The sequence below is a fragment of the Pseudomonas sp. NY8896 genome (assembly GCF_039634505.1).
Map to the genome: position 1 here is coordinate 4,452,780 of NZ_CP132350.1, position 18,316 is coordinate 4,471,095.

Sequence of the window (18,316 nt, forward strand, 5' to 3'; positions counted from 1 at the left end):
CATGCTGTTTCGCCCTGTCGCCCTGCTGCTTGCCAGCGCCCTGCTTGCCCCGGCCGTGCTGGCCGAAGTGCATGAAGTAAAAATGCTCAACCGCGGCAGCGACGGCGCCATGGTCTACGAACCGGACCACTTGCACATTGCCCCCGGCGACAGCGTGCGCTTTCTGCCCACACAAAGCGGGCACAATGCCGCCAGCGTGGCGGGCCTGCTGCCCGCCGGTGCCGAGCCGTTCAAGAGCAAACTGAACCAGGTGTTCGAGCAAACCTTCAGCGTGCCTGGTGTGTACGGTATTCAGTGCATTCCCCACCTGGCCATGGGCATGGTGATGGTGATCCAGGTAGGTGATGCGCCCGCAGCGGCGTTGCCGGCGAACTTGCCGACGCGGGCCAAAGCCCGCTTCGCCGCACAACTGCAAAAGCTCGAGGCCAGGCAATGAACCGGTTATTGCTGGCACTGCCGCTACTGGGCCTGGCCCCGCTCGCCCTGGCCGACACTGCCCAGTCGCAGAGTAATGGTTTTCTCGCGGACAGCAGCTGGAACCTGCTCAACCGCAGCGTTTTCGACCAGCGCGACTACAAGCACGGTGGGCGCAACAGCGCAGCGCGCAATGCCTACAAACCGCGCAACGAGCGTAATGGCAAGGCCGAGGAATGGGCCTATGGTTTGATGGGTACCTTCCAGTCCGGGTTCACCCAAGGCCTGATCGGTGTCGGGGTCGATGCCCATGCCTACCTGGGCGTGCAACTCGACAGTGGTGGCGGGCGGGCGGGCAAGGCGCGCTTGCTCGGGGTCGATAACGACGGGCATCCTAAAAACGAGTACAGCCGCGCAGGTGCGGCACTGAAACTGCGCGTGTCCGATACGGTGCTGTCTTACGGCGAGCAACGGGTCAAGACGCCGGTGTTCAGTTCCTCCGACAGTCGCCTGCTGCCCGAGACTGCCACGGGCTTCTTTCTCACCAGCAATGAAGTCGACAACCTCAAGCTGGTAGCCGGGCACTTCAACGAAAGCACCGACCGCAACGCTTCCAGCCACGATCAGGGCTTTGTGGTGAACTACTCCAACGGCCGCCAGGGCAACAGCTTCGACCTGGCCGGTGCCGTGTGGAACCCCGGCGCCGCCTTCAGCGGCAGCCTGTACACCTCACGTTACGAGGACAGCTGGAACCAGCACTACCTGGGCAGTACCCTCAGCCACGCCCTGGATGACCAGCGCAGCATCAGCCTGGACCTCAACCTGTATCGCACCACCGACACCGGCAAAGCGCTGTCCGGGCGCATCGACAACACCACCTGGAGCCTGCTCTCGCGCTACAACCAGGGCCCACACAGCTTCAGCCTGGGCTGGCAGCAAGTGGACGGCAACACGCCCTTCGACTACGTGACGCGCGGCGCGATTTTCATCGCCAACGCTGTGCAGATGTCGGACTTCAACGCACCGAACGAGAAGTCATGGCAGGCGCGCTACGACCTGAACATGGGCGCCTACGGCGTGCCGGGGTTGAACCTGGTGGCGTTGTATGTGCGTGGCTTCGATATCGATGGCACACACGTCGACCCCAATGGCGGGTATGCGTACTTGGGGTATGGCAAGGGTGGCAAGCATTGGGAGCGCGACCTGGAAGCGCGTTACGTGGTGCAGAGTGGCAAGGCCAAAGGCACGACGTTCTCGGTCAGGCATAACGTGCACCGGGGGAACACGGCGCAGGCGGAGCTGGATGGCGACCAGATACGGCTGGCGGTGGAATGGCCGTTGTCAGGCGGGTTCTGATGCAATGCGTCGCCTGAGTGGGGCTGCTGCGCAGCCCCTGGGTTTTTCAGGCAACTGAATTACCAGCAGGCAGCACCCCCCACTGGGCCCTCTCCTGTGCGCTCATCGCCGCCAGCACCTCGTCAAACGTGCGCTCCACCTCCGAACTGACATTGCCAAACGCCCGATAATTCGTCAGCAAATAGCGCTTCACCGCCCTGGGCCAACGCCGTTCCTTGTGTGCAGCATTGATGATGCCTTTGGCATCATGCCGCGTCGCCCCGCGCCACAGGTCCATCAACCTGCTCTCGAAATCACCGAAGGTCCACAGGTCTGTGCGGTCTTCGAACTCGTCCAGCAGTTTGAGTTTGTACAGGGCCATGTGCGCCATTGTGAATCTCCCTTGGGTGCTGTTAAAAAGCCATACACGAGGGAAGGTTAGCAAGCCAGGTAGATTTTGAAATGAACGCGTCGATCACACCCAAAGCACCGTCGTAGGGGCTTTCCTACAGATCAGCGTAATCGCAATTGCATGTGTGTGGTTTGCCAGACCGGGTCCTTCTCCACATCAACCACCGCAAACCCTTGTCGCTCCCAGAATGCAATCGCACCCGGCAGAAACGGATGAGTATGCAGGTACAGGAGGTCGATACCCGCCAGCATCGCCCGCTCGCGCAATGCGCAGAACAGGGCCGCAGCCAAACCATGCCTGCGGTACCCCGGCAACACGAACAGGCGCACCACCTCGACGACCCGTACTGCGTGGTAATCAAACTGGGTAAAGCGATGATCATAGGGCAGGTAACCGATCACCGCGACCAGCCGCCCAGCATCACGGGCCTCCAGGAAACAGCCCACGCCGTCCAGGTACGTTTCAGCAAAATGCGCCAGGTCACGCGGCAATGGCGCGTTGGCGAGCATCGGAAACAGCTCGCGGCGGGCGCTGTCGACAAACGCCAGCACTTCGGCAATGGCGTCTCGCGCCACGGGTTGCAGGGTCCAGTTCGGCATCGGGTTACTGCCCATGATCGGGAGGGCAAGGTTCTACCCCAGCGCGCCGCACAAGGCAAATCACAGGGCTCGTCGTGGCCAGGCGGACATCGGTATAATCAGCGGTCTTCACTGCCCAACCAGGCCATGCCATGTCGCGCTTCCAGAAGTTGCTGTTGCCCCTGTTGCTGACTGCCGCACTCACCGCCTGCGACCAGAAACCCTCCCGTGAAGAACAGATCCTTGCCCAGCTACCGCTGCAGGACGCCTACACACACAACATCGAGCGCATGGCCGCACTGCTGGGCCGCACTCACCCACAGCTGTCGCAGGCGAGCATTCAGGACGTACTGCGCAAGCACCTCACCGTCGAGGACCAGCGCCAGGACCTGTTCCGCCTGTACAGCGAAAGGAACTTCAGCGACGCCGAGTTCGCCACCATCGTCGCCGCCACCCAGGACCCGGCCAAGGCCCGTGCCCTGGAAGACACCGAAGCCGGCAAACGCCTAAGCGAAAAACTCACCACCCTGATGCGTGAAACCGCCCAAGATGCAAACGTTCAGGCCTTGGTCGAACAGCGCATGCAGCAGGTGGAGGACGAACTCGACGCACTGGACAAGGCAGGTTCTTGACCGCGGCGCACCAGGCCACTCCCGTTCAGTAGCCCTTTTCGATCACCCGAGGTCAGGATTGCCACACGCCAAGCATGGATTGCGCCTGGATTTACGTACACTCATTCTGGTGCTCTGCGCCCTTACCGCAGTGGTCATGCTGTGCGCCAGCTACTTCGCCAGCTACCGAGTGCAGCGCCAACTGCTGATCGACAACGCGCTGGAAGCCAACCGGGTGTATGCGACGAAGCTGGCCAGCATCACCGAAACCTTCATCGGCAACGCCCTGCAGCAACTGGCGTTCAGCGCCAGCCTGCAGGGCCGTCAGCTGAGCGATGGTGCTGCGCTGCAGGTGGAAACCGAGCGTGTGCTGGGCCAGAGCATGGCCTTCAACTCCACCTTCGTGATCGACGCCAACGGCGTGCTGTTGGCAGTATCCCCAGCCCCGCTGCGCCACCTGGTCGGCACCCACGTGCAGTCGCCCGGTGCCCAGGAAGCCTTGCACGAACGCCGTCCACTGGTTTCCACGCCCTACCTGTCGGCGGCCGACAACCTGGTGGTGGCGCTCTCGCAACCCATTTTCGACAGCAACGGCCGCTACCTGGGCTATGTGGGCGGCAGCCTGTACCTGCGTGAGCGCAATATCCTCAACAGCCTGCTGGGCGAGCACTTCTACAAGGACGGTTCTTACCTGTACGTAGTCGATCGCAACCGCCGCCTGCTGTACCACCCCAACAGCGAACGGGTAGGCACCGTGGTGGAGGGCAACGCGCTGGTAGACCAGTTGGCGACACTGGACAGCGGTACTCGGCAACTGACCAACAGCCTGGGCGTGGAAATGCTCGCCGGCTTCGCCACCGTACCCAGCGCCGGCTGGGGCGTGGTCGCGCAGCAGCCCTTGGCGCAGACGGTGACGCCACTGAGCCACCTGGTGCTGAACGTCGTCGGCACTTCGGCACCCTTGGCGCTGGTTGGCAGCCTGCTGCTGTGGTGGTTGGCCATGACCATCGCCCGGCCGCTGTGGCAACTGGCCGCGGGTGCCCGCTCGATGGACCGCGCCGGCACCGCCGAACATTTGCATCAGGTGCGGGCCTGGTACTTCGAGGCAGCAGAACTCAAGCGCGCGTTGCTGTTCGGCTTGAACTTGCTGCAAGAGCGGATTGGCCGGCTCAATCGTGACGCCCAGACCGACCCGCTGACGGGCCTGGGCAACCGCCGCAGCCTGGAGTTCAGCCTGTCGCTGCTGGAAGCCGAAGGAAGAGCATTTGCGGCCATCGAGCTGGATATCGATCACTTCAAGCGGGTCAACGACAACCATGGGCATGAGGTGGGTGATCAGGTGCTGCGCCGGCTGGCGGAATTGATGCGCCGTTGTTGCCGCGAAGGTGACCTGCTTTGCCGCACCGGGGGCGAAGAATTCCTGATGCTGCTGCCAGGGGCCAGCCTGGAAGTGGCGGCGGCGGTGGCCGAACGGCTGCGGGTGACAGTGCAGGACACGCCTGTGGAGCCCGTGGGGGCAGTGACGATTTCGCTGGGGGTGGCGCGCTGGGATGGTGATGCGGGCAGCAAGCCTATGGAAGCTTTGGGCCTGGCGGACCGGGCGCTGTACCAGGCCAAGCAGCAAGGTCGCAACCGGGTGGCCATCGCCTGAGCCCCCTGATTGTGAGCTTGTAACAATCTTTGTCATAAAACTGCAGTGTTTCAGTCATAGGATTGACCCCAACCTGACATTTACACTTCATGGATGAGCGTCTCATGCGTCGTGTGGTTTTCAATCAGAAAGGTGGCGTGGGCAAATCCAGCATTGCCTGCAACCTCGCCGCAGCCAGTGCCGCCGAGGGCTATCGGACCTTGCTGGTCGACCTCGACCCGCAGGCCAATGCCACTTACTACCTGACCGGCTTGGTCAATGACGCCATACCTGCCGGCATCGCCGATTTCTTCCGTCAAACCTTGTCGCCGGTTACCGCCGCTGGCAAGAAGCACCGCGTGGCGATCACCGAAACCCGCTACAGCAACCTGCACCTGGTCACCGCCAGCCCTGACCTCAGCGATCTGCAGAGCAAGCTGGAGAGCAAGTTCAAGATCAACAAGCTGCGCAAACTGCTGGTGGAACTGGGCGAGGACTACGAGCGGATCTACATCGACACCCCGCCGGCGCTGAATTTCTACACCTTCAGCGCGCTGGTGGCGGCCGAGCGCTTGTTGATCCCGTTCGACTGCGACAGCTTTTCGCGCCAGGCCCTGCACTGCGTCATGGCCGAGGTCGAGGAGCTGCGCCAGGACCACAACCCGGCACTGCAGGTGGAAGGTGTAGTGGTGAACCAGTTCGCCGGGCGCACCGCGCTGCACCAGACCCTGGTCGAGCAGTTGCGCAACGAAGGCCTGCCGGTGCTGCCGGTGTACTTGAGCAGCTCGATCAAGATGCGGGAGTCGCACCAGGCGTCGGTGCCGTTGGTACATCTGGCGCCACGGCACAAGCTGGCGATGGAGTTTGTCGACTTACTGGATGCGCTGGAGCGGGCGGCCTGACAGGTCTTGGGGGGGCGCTTTGCGCCCCTGTCGCGACAAAAGGCCGCTCCTACAAGCGATCGTGCTGCAGCAAAAGCACTACCCGACCGTTCATCCGAATGGTAGATTCGCCGCCATGAAAACCACCCGGCACACTCGCACGCTGACTGCCTGGGCGCTCTATGCCAGCGTCCTGTTCAGCCTGTTGCTGTGCGGTTTGCACCATGGGCAGATGGGCGGCCTGCGCCTGGCCGGCCTGGAAGGTGGTTTCTGCTCCGTCAACAGCGAGCATGGCGTGGCCATCGACCTGGACGGCGCCGGCGGCGACCAGCACATGGCTCAGCTCGACTGCCCGGTGTGCTCATCGTTCGGCCTGGCGGTACCGCTCAGCAGTGGTGGCTGGTCATTCACCCCGGCGCAAGCCGTGGCCACCTCGCCCATCGTGGTGCGCAGCTGGGCACAACCGCCACCGCGCTATCAACGCCCCGCCCTCAACCCCCGCGCCTCCCCTGCCGTCTTCCCCGCAGCCTCACTTCATTTCGCCTGACTTCAGCCGGGCGCACCTGTGCGCGCTCGCCGTCAGCCATGAACCTTGCGTGGAAGACACACAAACATGCTTCGCAATACCTCCCTGCTGCTCATCATGGGCACCTGCAGCGTTGCCTGGGCCGACAGCGCCCCTGTAGAACTTGGCGCCACCACCATCGACGGCGAACGCGACGCCGCCAGCGGCGTGCAACTGGACGAGCCGATCCGCACCGGCTCGCGCCTGGGCCTCACCGCGCGAGAAACGCCCGCCTCGGTCAGCGTCTCGGACCGCCGCCTGATCGAAGAACGCGGCGCCAAGGACAGCCAGGACGTGATCAACGCCATGACCGGTGTAAACGCTTCGGCCAACCCTGGCTTTGGCGGCTTCGTCGCCTACCGCGGCTTCACCCAGAACCAGGTCACCCAGTTGTACAACGGCATCAACTTGGGCTACAGCAGCGCCACTCGCCCGGTGGATGCCTGGGTGCTCGACCGCGTCGAGCTGATTGGCGGGCCGTCTTCGTTCCTGCATGGCGCGGGGGCGGTGGGCGGCTCGATCAACTACATCACCAAGCTCGCCAGCCGCGACCAGCAGATCATTGACGGGCGTATTCGCTACGGTAGCTTCGACGACAGCGAAGTGGCCTTCGGCATCAACCAGGCGCTGGCCAGCAACCCCGCCGATGCCCGGCATTTCATGCGCCTGGACTTCAGCCGCGGGCATGGCAACGGTTATGTCGACCGCAACGAACGGCACACCGACAGCCTGGCCTTTTCGCTGCTCAGCGACCTGACGCCCAACCTCACCCACACCTTGGCGCTGGAATACCAGGAAGACCGCGAAGACAGCCCGTACTGGGGCTCGCCGATTTTGCCGGGGCGCAGCACGATGAAAATCGACAACAGCCGCCGCTTCGAAAACTACAACGTTGGCGATGGCCGCTATGAGCAGCGGGTGCGCTGGCTGCGTTCGATCCTCGACTACCAGATCAGCGACAGCACCAGCGTGCAGAACACGCTGTACCACTACAACGCCCAGCGCGATTACCGCAACCTCGAACGTTACACCTACACCCGCGATGGCAAGGTGCAGCGCAGCAGCCCCTACTTGCAGCGCCACGACCAGAACCTGTTGGGCGACCGCATCGAGCTGCGCCACGACAACCAGCTGTTCGGCCTGGCCAGTCAGTGGTCGCTGGGGCTGGAGTACTCGCGCATGCGCCAGACCCTCTACCCCACCTCCAGCAGCTGGAGTGACGTGGTCGATGCCGAGCACTTCGACCCCGGCAGCTTCGATGACATCCCTGGTGTGAATGCCGGCCTGACCAAGCAACGCCGCCACGAGGTCATCAACCGCGCGGTTTTCGCCGAAAACCGCTTGCAGCTGACTGAGCGCCTGGCCCTGCTGACCGCCCTGCGTTACGACTACCTGGATATGGACGTCACCAACTACGGCGCAGTGACGCCAACTTCGCCGGCCTACTTCGAGCGGCGCTGGGAGCCGCTGTCCGGGCGCATCGGCCTGACCTATGCGCTGACGCCTTCGGCCAGCGTGTACGTACAGTACAGCTCTTCCGCCGACTTGCCGGCCGGCTCGCTGGCAGCGGCGACCTACTCCAATGTCGGCCTTTTCGACTTGTCCAAGGGCGAGCAATGGGAAGTGGGCAGCAAGTTCGACTTCCTCGATGGGCGCGGTGCCGCGACGCTGGCGCTGTACCAGATCGTGCGCAAGGACTTTGCCGTCCGCGACTCCAACGACGCCAACCTCACGGTCCAGGCCGGGCAGCAGACCTCACGCGGTATCGAGCTGTCCGGGCGGTTGCAGGTGACACCGAAACTGCTGGCCGAGGCCAACTATGCCTATGTCGATGCACAGTACGATGAGTTCAACGAGGCGGTGAACGGCGTATCGGTGTCGCGCAAAGGCAATGCACCGACCAACGTGCCGGCCAATGTCGCCAACCTGTGGCTGACCTACAGCCTGTCGTCGGCGTGGTCGGTGGGCGCGGACGGGCGCTATGTGGGCTCGGTGTATGCCGACAATGCCAACAGCCTCAAGGCCCCGGCCTACACCCTGTTTGGCGCGTTCGCCCGCTACCGGCTGGATGAGCACACTACGCTGACCGGGCGGGTGCGCAACCTGACCGACGAGGTGTATGCCAAGCAGGCCTACAACAGCCAGTACTACATGGGGCCGCCGCGCACCTTCGAACTGGCACTGGACATGCGCTTCTGATGCACAGGGCGGTATCGGCCATCGCGCCGATACCGCAAAACCATACATTTCCTACACACAAACCACACAAAGCCCTCAAGCATTTCGAGTGATAATATTGGTTCTCATTACCGCCGGCATTAACGCCGGCTCTATCACATCAAGGAAGTTTCTGTGCTCAGACCGTTGTCTCCGGCAATCGTGGCAGCTGCACTCATCGCCTTGGCGGGTTGCCAGAACCGCCCTGCCTCCGAGGAGGACAAACAGGCGCGCAAGGCATTCGTCAGCGACATGCAACACGTACTGAAGCTGGGCATCGCCACAGCAGATACAGGCAAGCAGGTTGGCGTGGTGATGCTGAATGTCAAACTCGACCAGCACTCCGCCCCCATCAGTTGCAAAACCAGTAAAGCACCGATGAAGTACGAAAGAGCATTACCGGCCGACCTGGTCCGCTCAGACTTCAACGCATTGGCCAACATGGTCGAGGCGCAATGCTGGAAGACCATCTACCCCGTGGTGCCCAAGTCGATGCGCGACGAGGACGGCACGACGGAAATACGAGCGCCGCTGTTCGTGGATCTGCCCGCTGCCGCCCAGGCACTGGATACCCCACGGCGCCAGGCCAATGCACAACGTGAGTTCTTCTGGCAGCACCTGTTGCGCGACCAGCCGGTAAACAGCATCGGCCGGGCCTCGCTCTATTACGAGGCGAATGCGCAGGGCAAGGTCCAAGGCTGCCTGGTACAAATCTATCCCCACCCGAACCGGCCGGATGACTTTCGTCTCGATGGCAGGCTGCAAGCCGAACTCACCAGCCGCTGCATGGCGCTTGACCTGAGCAGCCTGCCGGGCTTCAAGGCCGACATGCACGGCAAAGCCGAAGGCTACAGCGAACTGGAGTACGCCCCCTGGAAGGTCGGCCGGCTGTAAACCGTTATACCGGTTGAATCAGGTATCCCGAGGTCGCCCTCGACAAAGCACCTTTTTGCACCCGGTTATCTACTGGCAAGCACAACAATGATGGCGCGGCCCGACCGCGCCACGTTCATCATGGCTGCCAATGGAACCGGAGAGCACCCGCATGTCCGCACCTCACGAGGTATCCCCCGCCACCCTGCGCAGGGTGATCGCCGCCTCGGCCATCGGCAATTTCGTCGAATGGTTCGACTTCGCCGTGTATGGCTTTCTTGCCACGCTGATCGCCAGCCAGTTCTTTGCCAGCGAAGACCCCAGCGTGGCGTTGCTCAAAACGTTCGCGGTGTTTGCCGTGGCCTTTGCCCTTCGCCCGCTGGGCGGGATCGTGTTCGGCGCGCTGGGCGACCGCCTGGGGCGCAAGCGCATCCTGTCGCTGACAATCCTCTTGATGGCCGGCTCCACCACCCTGATCGGCCTGCTGCCGACCTACGCCAGCATTGGCCTGGCAGCCCCCGTGCTGCTCACCCTGGCGCGCTGCCTGCAGGGCTTTTCTGCCGGTGGCGAGTACGCGGGGGCCTGTGCCTACTTGATGGAGCACGCACCTAACGACAGGCGTGCGTTTTACGGCAGTTTCGTGCCGGTTTCGACCTTTTCCGCCTTCGCCTGCGCCGCAGTGATCGCCTATGGGCTGGAAGCCAGCCTGTCGGCCGAGGCAATGAATGCCTGGGGCTGGCGCGTTCCATTCCTGATTGCCGCGCCGCTGGGGCTGGTCGGTCTGTACCTGCGCTGGCGCATGGAAGAAACCCCGGCATTCCGCGAAGCCGTCGCCCAAGGCAAGGAACATGAGCATTCGCCGCTCAAATACACCCTGCGTCACCATGGCCGGGTCATTCGCAACCTGGGGGCGTTCATCTCGCTGACCGCCCTGTCGTTCTACATGTTCACCACCTACTTCGCCACGTACCTGCAACTGGTAGGCAACCTGACCCGCGCACAGTCGCTACTGGTGACCACCGTGGCCCTGCTGTTCGCCGCCGTCGGCTGCCCGCTGGCCGGCGCGTTCTCGGACCGAGTGGGGCGGCGCAAGACCATCGGCTTTACTTGCCTGTGGGTGATGCTGTGCGTGTTCCCGGCATACTGGCTGGCCAGCTCTGGCTCGATGTCGGGTGCACTGCTGGGGGTGATTCTGTTGGCGGTGGGCGCGTTGTGCAGTGGCGTGGTCACTGCGGCGTTGCTGTCCGAAAGCTTCCCAACCCGCACCCGCTACACCGCTTCGGCGATTACCTACAACGTGGCCTATACGCTGTTTGGCGGCACCGCGCCGCTGGTGGCGACCTGGCTGATCGGGCAGACCGGCAGCAGCCTGGCACCGGCGTTTTACCTGGTGGTGATTGCGCTGGTGGCGCTGGTGGGCGGGTTGGCGTTGCCGGAGACTTCGCGGATTTCGTTGCATGATGAGGGGGGGGTAGACGGCGTGCAGTCTGGAGTTCGTAGTACTGTCTGAGATTGTCGGGGCTGCTTTTGCAGCCCATCGCGACACAAGGCCGCTCCTACAGGGAAATACGCAATCCTGTAGGAGCGGCCTTGTGTCGCGATGGGCCGCAAAGCGGCCCCTGGCTCTCAGCCCTCTTGCGCCTCTTCCCGCCGATACGCCCACTGATACAACGCAGGCAGAACCAGCAACGTCAACGCAGTAGAAGACAGGATCCCACCAATCACCACCGTCGCCAGCGGCCGCTGCACCTCAGCCCCGGTCCCCGTGGCCAAGGCCATTGGAATGAACCCCAGCGAAGCCACCAGCGCGGTCATCAGCACCGGCCGCAAGCGCGTCAAGGCGCCCTCTTCTACCGCCACCCGCAACGGGCGCCCTTCTTCGCGCAGGCCACGGATAAAGGCGATCATCACCAGCCCGTTGAGCACCGCCACCCCCGACAGGGCAATGAAACCCACACCCGCCGAGATGGACAACGGGATGTCCCGCAACCACAGCGCCAGCACCCCACCGGTCAGGGCAAACGGAATACCGGTGAACACCAGCAAGCCATCCCTGAGGTTATTGAACATCATCAGCAACAGTGCCATGACCAGCAGCAAGGCTACCGGCACCACCACCTGCAGGCGCTCGGTTGCCGATTGCAACTGTTCGAACTGCCCACCCCAGCGTGTCCAGTAACCCGGTGGAATCTGCACCTGCTGGATCAGGGTCTGTTCGGCATCCTCCACGAACGAGCCCAGGTCACGCCCGCGAACGTTGGCGCTGACCACCACCACCCGCTTGCCATCCTCGCGGCTGACCTGGTTAGGCCCCAGTTGCAGGTTCAACGTGGCCACCTGAGACAGCGGGATAAAGCCGATTTGCGCAGCGCCCGCAGTGGCACTGGCCGGTACCGGAATCAGCAGGCTGGAAAGCCCGTCCACATCCGTGCGCAAGGTTTCGGGCAGGCGCACCACCATGTCGAAGCGCCGGTCGCCTTCATACAGTGTGCCTGCCGTGCGGCCACCCACGGCAATGGCGATGGCGTCCTGCACGTCGCCCACGTTCAGGCCATGGCGCGCCGCCTTGTCGCGGTCGATGTCGATGGTCAGCACCGGCAGGCCGGTGGTTTGCTCCACCTTCACCTCGGACGCACCCGCGACACCTTGCAGGCTGCTGGCGATTTGCGCGGCGGTGCGGTTGAGCACATCCATGTCATCACCGAACAACTTCACCGCCACATCGCTGCGCACCCCGGAAATCAGCTCGTTGAAACGCAACTGGATCGGCTGCGACAGCTCGTAGTTGCTGCCCGGTACGCTGGCGGCAGCACGTTGCACCTCGGCGATCAGTTCGTCACGCGGCTTGCCCGGATCTACCCACTGCTCGCGCGGGCGCAACATTACATAGGCGTCGGAGATGTTCGGTGGCATCGGGTCAGAGGCGATTTCGGCAGTACCGGTACGGGCGAACACCCGCTCCACCTCCGGCACCTGGGCGATGATCGCCTGCTCCAGGCGCTGCTGCATGTCCACCGACTGCGACAGGCTGGTACCCGGCACACGCAGGGCCTGCAAGGCAAAGTCGCCCTCGCTGAGGCTGGGGATGAACTCGCTGCCCATGCGGCTGGCCATGACCCCGGACAACAGCACCAGGGCGGCAGCGGCGGCAAACGCCACCTTGCGCCGGCCCAGCACCCAGGCCAGCACCGGTGCATAACGCTGGCGCGCCGTGCGCATCACCAGGCCTTCTTCTTCCTTGACCTTGCCGGTGACGAACAGGGCAATGGCCGCCGGCACGAACGTGACCGAAAGAATCATGGCGCCGAGCAAGGCCATGACCACGGTAAAGGCCATGGGGTGGAACATCTTGCCCTCGACACCGGTCAGGGCAAAGATCGGCAGGTACACCACCATGATGATCAACTGCCCGTAGATCAGCGGCCGGCGCGCCTCGCGGGCGGCGGCGAACACTTCATGGAAGCGCTCGCTGCGGGTCAGCATGCGGCCATGGCGTTGCTGGGCATGGGCCAGGCGGCGGATGGCGTTTTCCACGATCACCACCGCACCGTCGACGATGATGCCGAAGTCCAGCGCGCCTAGGCTCATCAAGTTGGCGCTGACCTTGTTGCTGAACATGCCAGTGAAAGTGAACAGCATCGACAGCGGGATGACCATTGCGGTGATCAGTGCGGCGCGGATGTTGCCCAGGAACAGGAACAGCACGGCAATGACCAGGATGGCCCCTTCGATCAGGTTCTTCTTCACCGTGGCGATGGCTTTTTCCACCAGGTTGGTGCGGTCGTACACGGTCACCGCCACCACCCCCTTGGGCAGGTTGCGGTTGATCTCGACCAATTTGGCGGCGACCGCCTGGGACACCGTGCGGCTGTTCTCGCCAATCAGCATGAACACCGTGCCCAGCACCACCTCCCGGCCATTTTCGGTGGCCGCACCCGAGCGAAGCTCTTCGCCCAGGCCAACCTCGGCAACATGGCTGACACGGATTGGCGTGCCATCGACGCTGGAGATGACAATGTTGGCGATGTCTTCGGCCGACGCCACCTGGCCCGGTGCGCGAATCAGCAACTGTTCGCCATTGCGCTCGATGTAACCGGCGCCGACGTTGGCGTTGTTGCGTTCCAACGCCGCGATCAGGTCATTGAGGGTGAGCTTGTAGGCCGCCAGGCGTTTGGGCTCCGGCGCAATCAGGTATTGCTTGGCATGGCCACCAATGCTGTTGACCTCGGCCACCCCCGGCACATTGCGCAGCTGTGGCTTGATGATCCAGTCCTGGATCACCCGCAGGTCGGTTGGGGTGTAGGGTGTGCCGTCTTCCTTGAGCGCCCCCTCCTCGGCTTCCACCGTCCACAGGAAGATTTCCCCCAGCCCGGTGGAGATCGGCCCCATGCCCGCTTCTATCCCCTCGGGCAATTGCTCGCGAGCCACTTGCAGGCGCTCGTTGACCAACTGGCGGGCGAAGAACACGTCGGTGCCATCATCGAAAATCACCGTAACCTGCGACAAGCCCGAACGCGACAGCGAGCGGGTCTGCTTCAGCCCAGGCAGGCCAGCCATGGCGGTTTCGATGGCAAAGGTGATGCGCTGCTCGGTCTCCAGCGGCGAATAACCGGGGGCGGCGGTGTTGATCTGCACCTGGACGTTGGTAATGTCCGGCACAGCGTCGATCGGCAGTTTCTGGTAGCTGTGGATACCCACCGCGGCCATCAGGACCACGGCCAGCATCACCACCAGGCGCTGCTCGATGGCGAATTGAATCAGGCGTTCGAACATGCAGGTGTCCCCGTGATCAATGGCTGTGCTCGGCCGAGCCTTTGCCCAGCTCCGACTTGAGGACAAAGCTGCCGGCGGCCGCTACCTGAGTACCGGCGGCCAGGCCGCTGAGAATCTCTACCTGGCCAGCATCGCGGCGGCCAGTCGTTACCGGGCGGGCCTCGAAGCCTTCCTCGGTGCGGGCAAACACCACGGTCTGTTCTTCCCAGGTTTGCAGGGCGTTTTCCGGCACCGTCACGGCGGCCTTGAAGCGCTCGACGCTGACAGCAATGTTGACGAACAGCCCTGGGCGCCAGGCCCCGTTGGGGTTGGCCAGGGTGGCGCGCACGGTAGCGGCGCGGTTCTGCTCACCGAGCAGGCTGCCGACGTAGTTGACCTTGCCCTCGACCTGGGCGCCCAGGTCCGGCGCACTGACCGTGACATCGCGGCCAGTCACGACCTTGCCAAGGTCACGCGGGGCCACGGCGAAGGTGGCCCACACACGGCTCAAGTCAGACAGGGTGAAAGCGTTGCTGGTCTCGTCAACCACTTCGCCTGCAGTCAGGTGCTTTTCCACGACCACCGCATCGAATGGCGCACGTAGCTCATAGCGGTTACCGGCACCGGCCGGGCCCACGGCGGCGACCTTCTGCCGGGCGTTGGCCAAGGCGATCTCGGCCTCCTGCAATGCCTGGCGCGCCTGCAGGTAATCCTGCTCGGCGCTGATGCGCTCCTGCCACAGTTGCTGTTCACGCTGGAAGGTCAGCCGCGCCAGCTCCAGACGACGCTGGGCGGCCTGCTGCTCGCTGCGCAGGTCGGAGATCTGCTGGCTGGCGATCACCGCCAACACCTGGCCGCGCTTGACCGCCTGGCCCAGCTCGGCGTGCACCGCCTCGACGACGCCCGGCACACGGGGGACGACGTGGGCGGTACGGTCCTCGTCAAAGCGGATTTCACCTGGGAAGCTGATGGCGATGCCCAACTCACGGGGGCCTGCGGCAGCCAGTTGCACGCCGGCGGCTTCGATCTGGGCGATGGACAGGTGCAGCTGGCCTTCTTCTTCAGCGTGCCCCTCCTCGGCATGGCCCTCAGTGGCCTGCTCTGCGGCGTGGCCGTGGCTGTCTTGGCCATGATCGTCGTGCCGGGCTTCGGCTTTCGACGCCTGGCCGAGGTTGCCGGTCCAGGCCAGGCCGCCAAGGCCGAGTGCGGCGACGGCGGCGGCCAGAAGGGCTAGCTTGCGTGGGTTAGTCATTGTTGCTCCTGCTATTCGGTGTGTTGCTCAGGCCATCGAGGTCGCCGTAGATCCGCTCGACTTGCGCGCGCGCATCGGTCGCCGAGGCCAGCGCCTCGAGGTACAGCCCGCGGGCCTCGATCAGCGTGCGCTGGGCGTCGAGTACATCGAGAAAGGCGAACTTGCCCATTTCAAAACCGCGAGTGGCGGTATCCACGGCCTGCTGCGCAGCGGGCAGGATGGTGCGGTCATAGGCCTGCACGTCCTGCATCGCCGTGGCCCACTGGCTCACGGCACTGCGGGTTTCACTGCGCAGGCGCAGTTCCACGGCGTTGCGCAGGTCACGCGCCTGGTCGGCACGGCGCGCAGCGGCCAGTACATTGCCCTGGTTGCGGTCGAACAACGGCAACGGCATGGACAGGCCAACCACGTTCACCCGCTCACGGTCCTCACGGCTGTACTGGCTGCCAAGGCTGACGGTGAGGTTGGGAATACGCTGGGCCTTTTCCGAACCCAGGGAAGCATCGCCGCGCTCGACCTGCGCAGCGGCCAGGCGCCATTCGACGGTCTGTTCGACCTGCTCAAGCAAAGCGTCGGCGTTGGGCGCAACGCCCGGCGAAAGGTTGGCGGCCTGCAGCTGGTCGAAACCTGCCAGCGGGCTGCCGGTCAGGCGGGCCAGCGCCTGGTAGGCCACGCTGCGCTGGGTGCGTGCGCGGCGCACTTCGGCCTGGGCCTGGGCCAGCTGCACCTGGGCACGGGTGGCCTCTACCGGCGATGACTGGCCCGCAGTGACCCGCCCTTGCACAACCCGCAGCCCGCGTTCAGTCAGTGCCTGCGACTGCTGCGCCAGCTCCAGCGCGGTCTGCGCGCGCAAGGCTGCATGAAAGGCCTGCACCACATCGGCCCGCAGGCCGTTGCGCTGGCGCTCCAGGTCGAGCTGGGCAATGGCCTGGCCAGCACCGGCCACGGCGATACGTGCCCCGCGCTTGCCGCCCAGCTCCAGCGGTTGGCTGAGGGTGACGGTGGTGGTGCTGGTGTCACGGCGGGTGTCCTCGACTTCCCAGGCCAGCTCGGGGTTGGGGAGCAACCCGGCCTGGCGCCGTTCACCTTCGGCAATGCCGATTTCGCGGCCGGCCGCAGCCAGCTCCGGGTTCTGGGCAAAGGCGGCGGCAAGCGCCTGGGGCAGGCTCAGGCTCTGGCTGGCCTGGGCGCTGGTGGCACCGGCCAGCAACAGGCAGAGCAAGGCGATCTTGCGGGGGATGGGCACGAATCAAGTCCTCTCGGCGAAGCGTTGGCGAGGGACTGTAGAAAGGGTTGGTTATCGGGGCGGTGGCGGCAACATTACAATTTTGTAATCACCAACGCAGTTCGATAATCGCCCACTTTCCCGGTGCGAAGTGGCTGTCCAATTGACGGAACTAACCAGTCAGTACAAAACTAAGCGCATCCAACAACAACAAAGTGATGCCCGTCATGAAGCCCCTTATTCTCGTGCTCAACGGCCCCAACCTGAACATGCTGGGCACCCGCGAGCCTGCCCAATACGGCCATGAAACCCTTGCCGACCTGGCTCAAGGGTGTGCCGATACTGCCCATGCCCACGGCCTGGAAATCGAATTCCGCCAAACCAACCACGAAGGCGAACTGATCGACTGGGTCCACGCCGCCCGTGGCCGTTGCGCCGGTATCGTGATCAACCCTGGCGCCTGGACCCACACATCGGTCGCCATCCGCGATGCCCTGGTGGCCAGCGAGCTGCCGGTCATCGAAGTGCACTTGTCCAACGTGCACAAGCGCGAGCCGTTCCGTCACCTGTCGTTCGTCTCTTCCATCGCCGTCGGTGTCATCTGCGGCCTGGGCAGCCATGGCTACCGCATGGCCCTGAGCCACTTCGCCGAAATGTTCCAGGAGCGCACGGCATGAGCCAACAAGCCATCCTCGCCGGCCTGATCGGCCGCGGCATCCAGCTGTCGCGCACCCCCGCCCTGCACGAACACGAAGGCGACGCGCAGGCCTTGCGTTACCTGTACCGCCTGATCGATGCCGACCAGTTGCAACTGGACGACAGCGCCCTGCCCGGCCTGCTTGACGCCGCGCAGCACACCGGTTTTACCGGGCTCAACATCACCTACCCGTTCAAGCAGGCGATTCTGCCGTTGCTCGACGAGCTGTCCGACGAAGCCCGTGGCATCGGTGCGGTGAACACCGTGGTGCTCAAGGACGGCAAGCGGGTCGGCCACAACACCGATTGCCTGGGTTTTGCCGAGGGCTTGCGCCGTGGCCTGCCCGACGTCGCGCGGCGCCAGGTGGTGCAGATGGGCGCTGGCGGTGCAGGCTCGGCCGTGGCCCATGCCCTGCTGGGTGAAGGGGTCGAGCGGCTGGTGCTGTTCGAAGTGGACGCTGCCCGTGCACAGGCATTGGTAGACAACCTGAACGCTCATTTCGGCGCCGGTCGTGCCGTGGTCGGCACGGACCTGGCCACGGCATTGGCCGAAGCGGACGGGCTGGTCAACACCACCCCGGTGGGCATGGCCAAGCTACCAGGCACCCCACTGCCGGTAGCGTTGCTGCATGCACGCCTGTGGGTGGCGGAAATCATCTACTTCCCCCTGGAGACCGAACTGCTGCGCGCGGCCCGGGCACTGGGTTGCCGCACCCTGGATGGCAGCAACATGGCCGTGTTCCAGGCGGTGAAGGCGTTCGAGCTGTTCAGCGGGCAACAGGCGGATGCGGCACGGATGCAGGCGCATTTCGCCAGCTTCACCTGACGGTTATCAGCGGCAAGCCCGCGAACGCTGAACTGTAGCGGCGATGAGG

The 18,316-nt window shown here is 63.9% G+C and carries 16 protein-coding genes; 11 read left to right on the forward strand and 5 right to left on the reverse strand.

Going from position 1 to position 18,316, the window contains the following annotated elements; genetic code table 11:
- The first annotated feature begins 1 nt into the window (after window position 1).
- Both Q9451_RS19935 and Q9451_RS19940 read left to right on the forward strand, forming a co-directional pair.
- Window positions 2-436, forward strand: a complete 435-nt coding sequence (locus Q9451_RS19935; RefSeq protein WP_012271707.1) for a pseudoazurin — start codon at window positions 2-4, stop codon at window positions 434-436.
- A complete protein-coding gene (locus Q9451_RS19940; RefSeq protein ID WP_012271706.1) occupies window positions 433-1,770 on the forward strand; it encodes an OprD family porin in 1,338 nt (445 codons plus the stop codon). The genes Q9451_RS19935 and Q9451_RS19940 overlap by 4 nt, the downstream gene beginning before the upstream one ends.
- A 46-nt stretch (window positions 1,771-1,816) precedes the next feature.
- Here Q9451_RS19940 and Q9451_RS19945 read toward each other — a convergent pair whose 3' ends face one another.
- Complete coding sequence (locus Q9451_RS19945) at window positions 1,817-2,140, reverse strand: hypothetical protein (RefSeq protein ID WP_345960716.1); 324 nt, start codon at window positions 2,138-2,140, stop codon at window positions 1,817-1,819.
- Window positions 2,141-2,262: 122 nt separating this feature from the next.
- Window positions 2,263-2,760: a GNAT family N-acetyltransferase gene (locus tag Q9451_RS19950; protein ID WP_041166460.1), complete on the reverse strand. Its 498-nt coding sequence runs from the start codon at window positions 2,758-2,760 to the stop codon at window positions 2,263-2,265.
- Between the two features lie 131 nt (window positions 2,761-2,891).
- On the opposite strand from Q9451_RS19950, the gene Q9451_RS19955 reads away from it, so the two are divergent.
- From Q9451_RS19955 to Q9451_RS19985, 7 genes are all read left to right on the forward strand, one after another.
- On the forward strand, window positions 2,892-3,371 hold the full coding sequence (locus Q9451_RS19955; protein ID WP_012271703.1) for a hypothetical protein: 480 nt from the start codon (window positions 2,892-2,894) through the stop codon (window positions 3,369-3,371).
- Between the two features lie 58 nt (window positions 3,372-3,429).
- Window positions 3,430-5,001, forward strand: coding sequence for a sensor domain-containing diguanylate cyclase (locus Q9451_RS19960; protein ID WP_012271702.1), 1,572 nt, complete (start codon window positions 3,430-3,432; stop codon window positions 4,999-5,001).
- Between the two features lie 104 nt (window positions 5,002-5,105).
- Window positions 5,106-5,882, forward strand: a complete 777-nt coding sequence (locus Q9451_RS19965) for a ParA family protein (RefSeq protein ID WP_012271701.1) — start codon at window positions 5,106-5,108, stop codon at window positions 5,880-5,882.
- 115 nt (window positions 5,883-5,997) lie between these two features.
- Window positions 5,998-6,408 (forward strand): DUF2946 family protein, encoded by a 411-nt coding sequence (locus tag Q9451_RS19970; protein WP_012271700.1) that lies wholly within the window; start codon window positions 5,998-6,000, stop codon window positions 6,406-6,408.
- 66 nt (window positions 6,409-6,474) lie between these two features.
- On the forward strand, window positions 6,475-8,625 hold the full coding sequence (locus Q9451_RS19975) for a TonB-dependent receptor (protein WP_012271699.1): 2,151 nt from the start codon (window positions 6,475-6,477) through the stop codon (window positions 8,623-8,625).
- A 153-nt stretch (window positions 8,626-8,778) separates the two neighbouring features.
- Window positions 8,779-9,537, forward strand: coding sequence for a hypothetical protein (locus tag Q9451_RS19980; RefSeq protein WP_012271698.1), 759 nt, complete (start codon window positions 8,779-8,781; stop codon window positions 9,535-9,537).
- A 151-nt stretch (window positions 9,538-9,688) separates the two neighbouring features.
- Window positions 9,689-11,026: an MFS transporter gene (locus Q9451_RS19985; RefSeq protein ID WP_012271697.1), complete on the forward strand. Its 1,338-nt coding sequence runs from the start codon at window positions 9,689-9,691 to the stop codon at window positions 11,024-11,026.
- Between the two features lie 116 nt (window positions 11,027-11,142).
- Here Q9451_RS19985 and Q9451_RS19990 read toward each other — a convergent pair whose 3' ends face one another.
- The 3 genes from Q9451_RS19990 to Q9451_RS20000 are packed head-to-tail and all read right to left on the reverse strand — an operon-like array spanning window position 11,143 to window position 16,766.
- Window positions 11,143-14,289: a CusA/CzcA family heavy metal efflux RND transporter gene (locus tag Q9451_RS19990; protein ID WP_012271696.1), complete on the reverse strand. Its 3,147-nt coding sequence runs from the start codon at window positions 14,287-14,289 to the stop codon at window positions 11,143-11,145.
- Between the two features lie 16 nt (window positions 14,290-14,305).
- A complete protein-coding gene (locus tag Q9451_RS19995) occupies window positions 14,306-15,520 on the reverse strand; it encodes an efflux RND transporter periplasmic adaptor subunit (RefSeq protein WP_012271695.1) in 1,215 nt (404 codons plus the stop codon).
- A complete protein-coding gene (locus Q9451_RS20000; protein WP_012271694.1) occupies window positions 15,513-16,766 on the reverse strand; it encodes a TolC family protein in 1,254 nt (417 codons plus the stop codon). Before Q9451_RS20000 ends, Q9451_RS19995 begins: the two co-directional genes overlap by 8 nt.
- Before the next feature lie 206 nt (window positions 16,767-16,972).
- Here Q9451_RS20000 and aroQ point away from each other — a divergent pair, with 206 nt between their 5' ends.
- Both aroQ and Q9451_RS20010 read left to right on the forward strand, forming a co-directional pair.
- Window positions 16,973-17,422, forward strand: coding sequence for a type II 3-dehydroquinate dehydratase (aroQ, locus tag Q9451_RS20005; RefSeq protein WP_012271693.1), 450 nt, complete (start codon window positions 16,973-16,975; stop codon window positions 17,420-17,422).
- Window positions 17,419-18,267, forward strand: coding sequence for a shikimate dehydrogenase (locus Q9451_RS20010; protein ID WP_012271692.1), 849 nt, complete (start codon window positions 17,419-17,421; stop codon window positions 18,265-18,267). The genes aroQ and Q9451_RS20010 overlap by 4 nt, the downstream gene beginning before the upstream one ends.
- Window positions 18,268-18,316 lie beyond the last annotated feature (49 nt).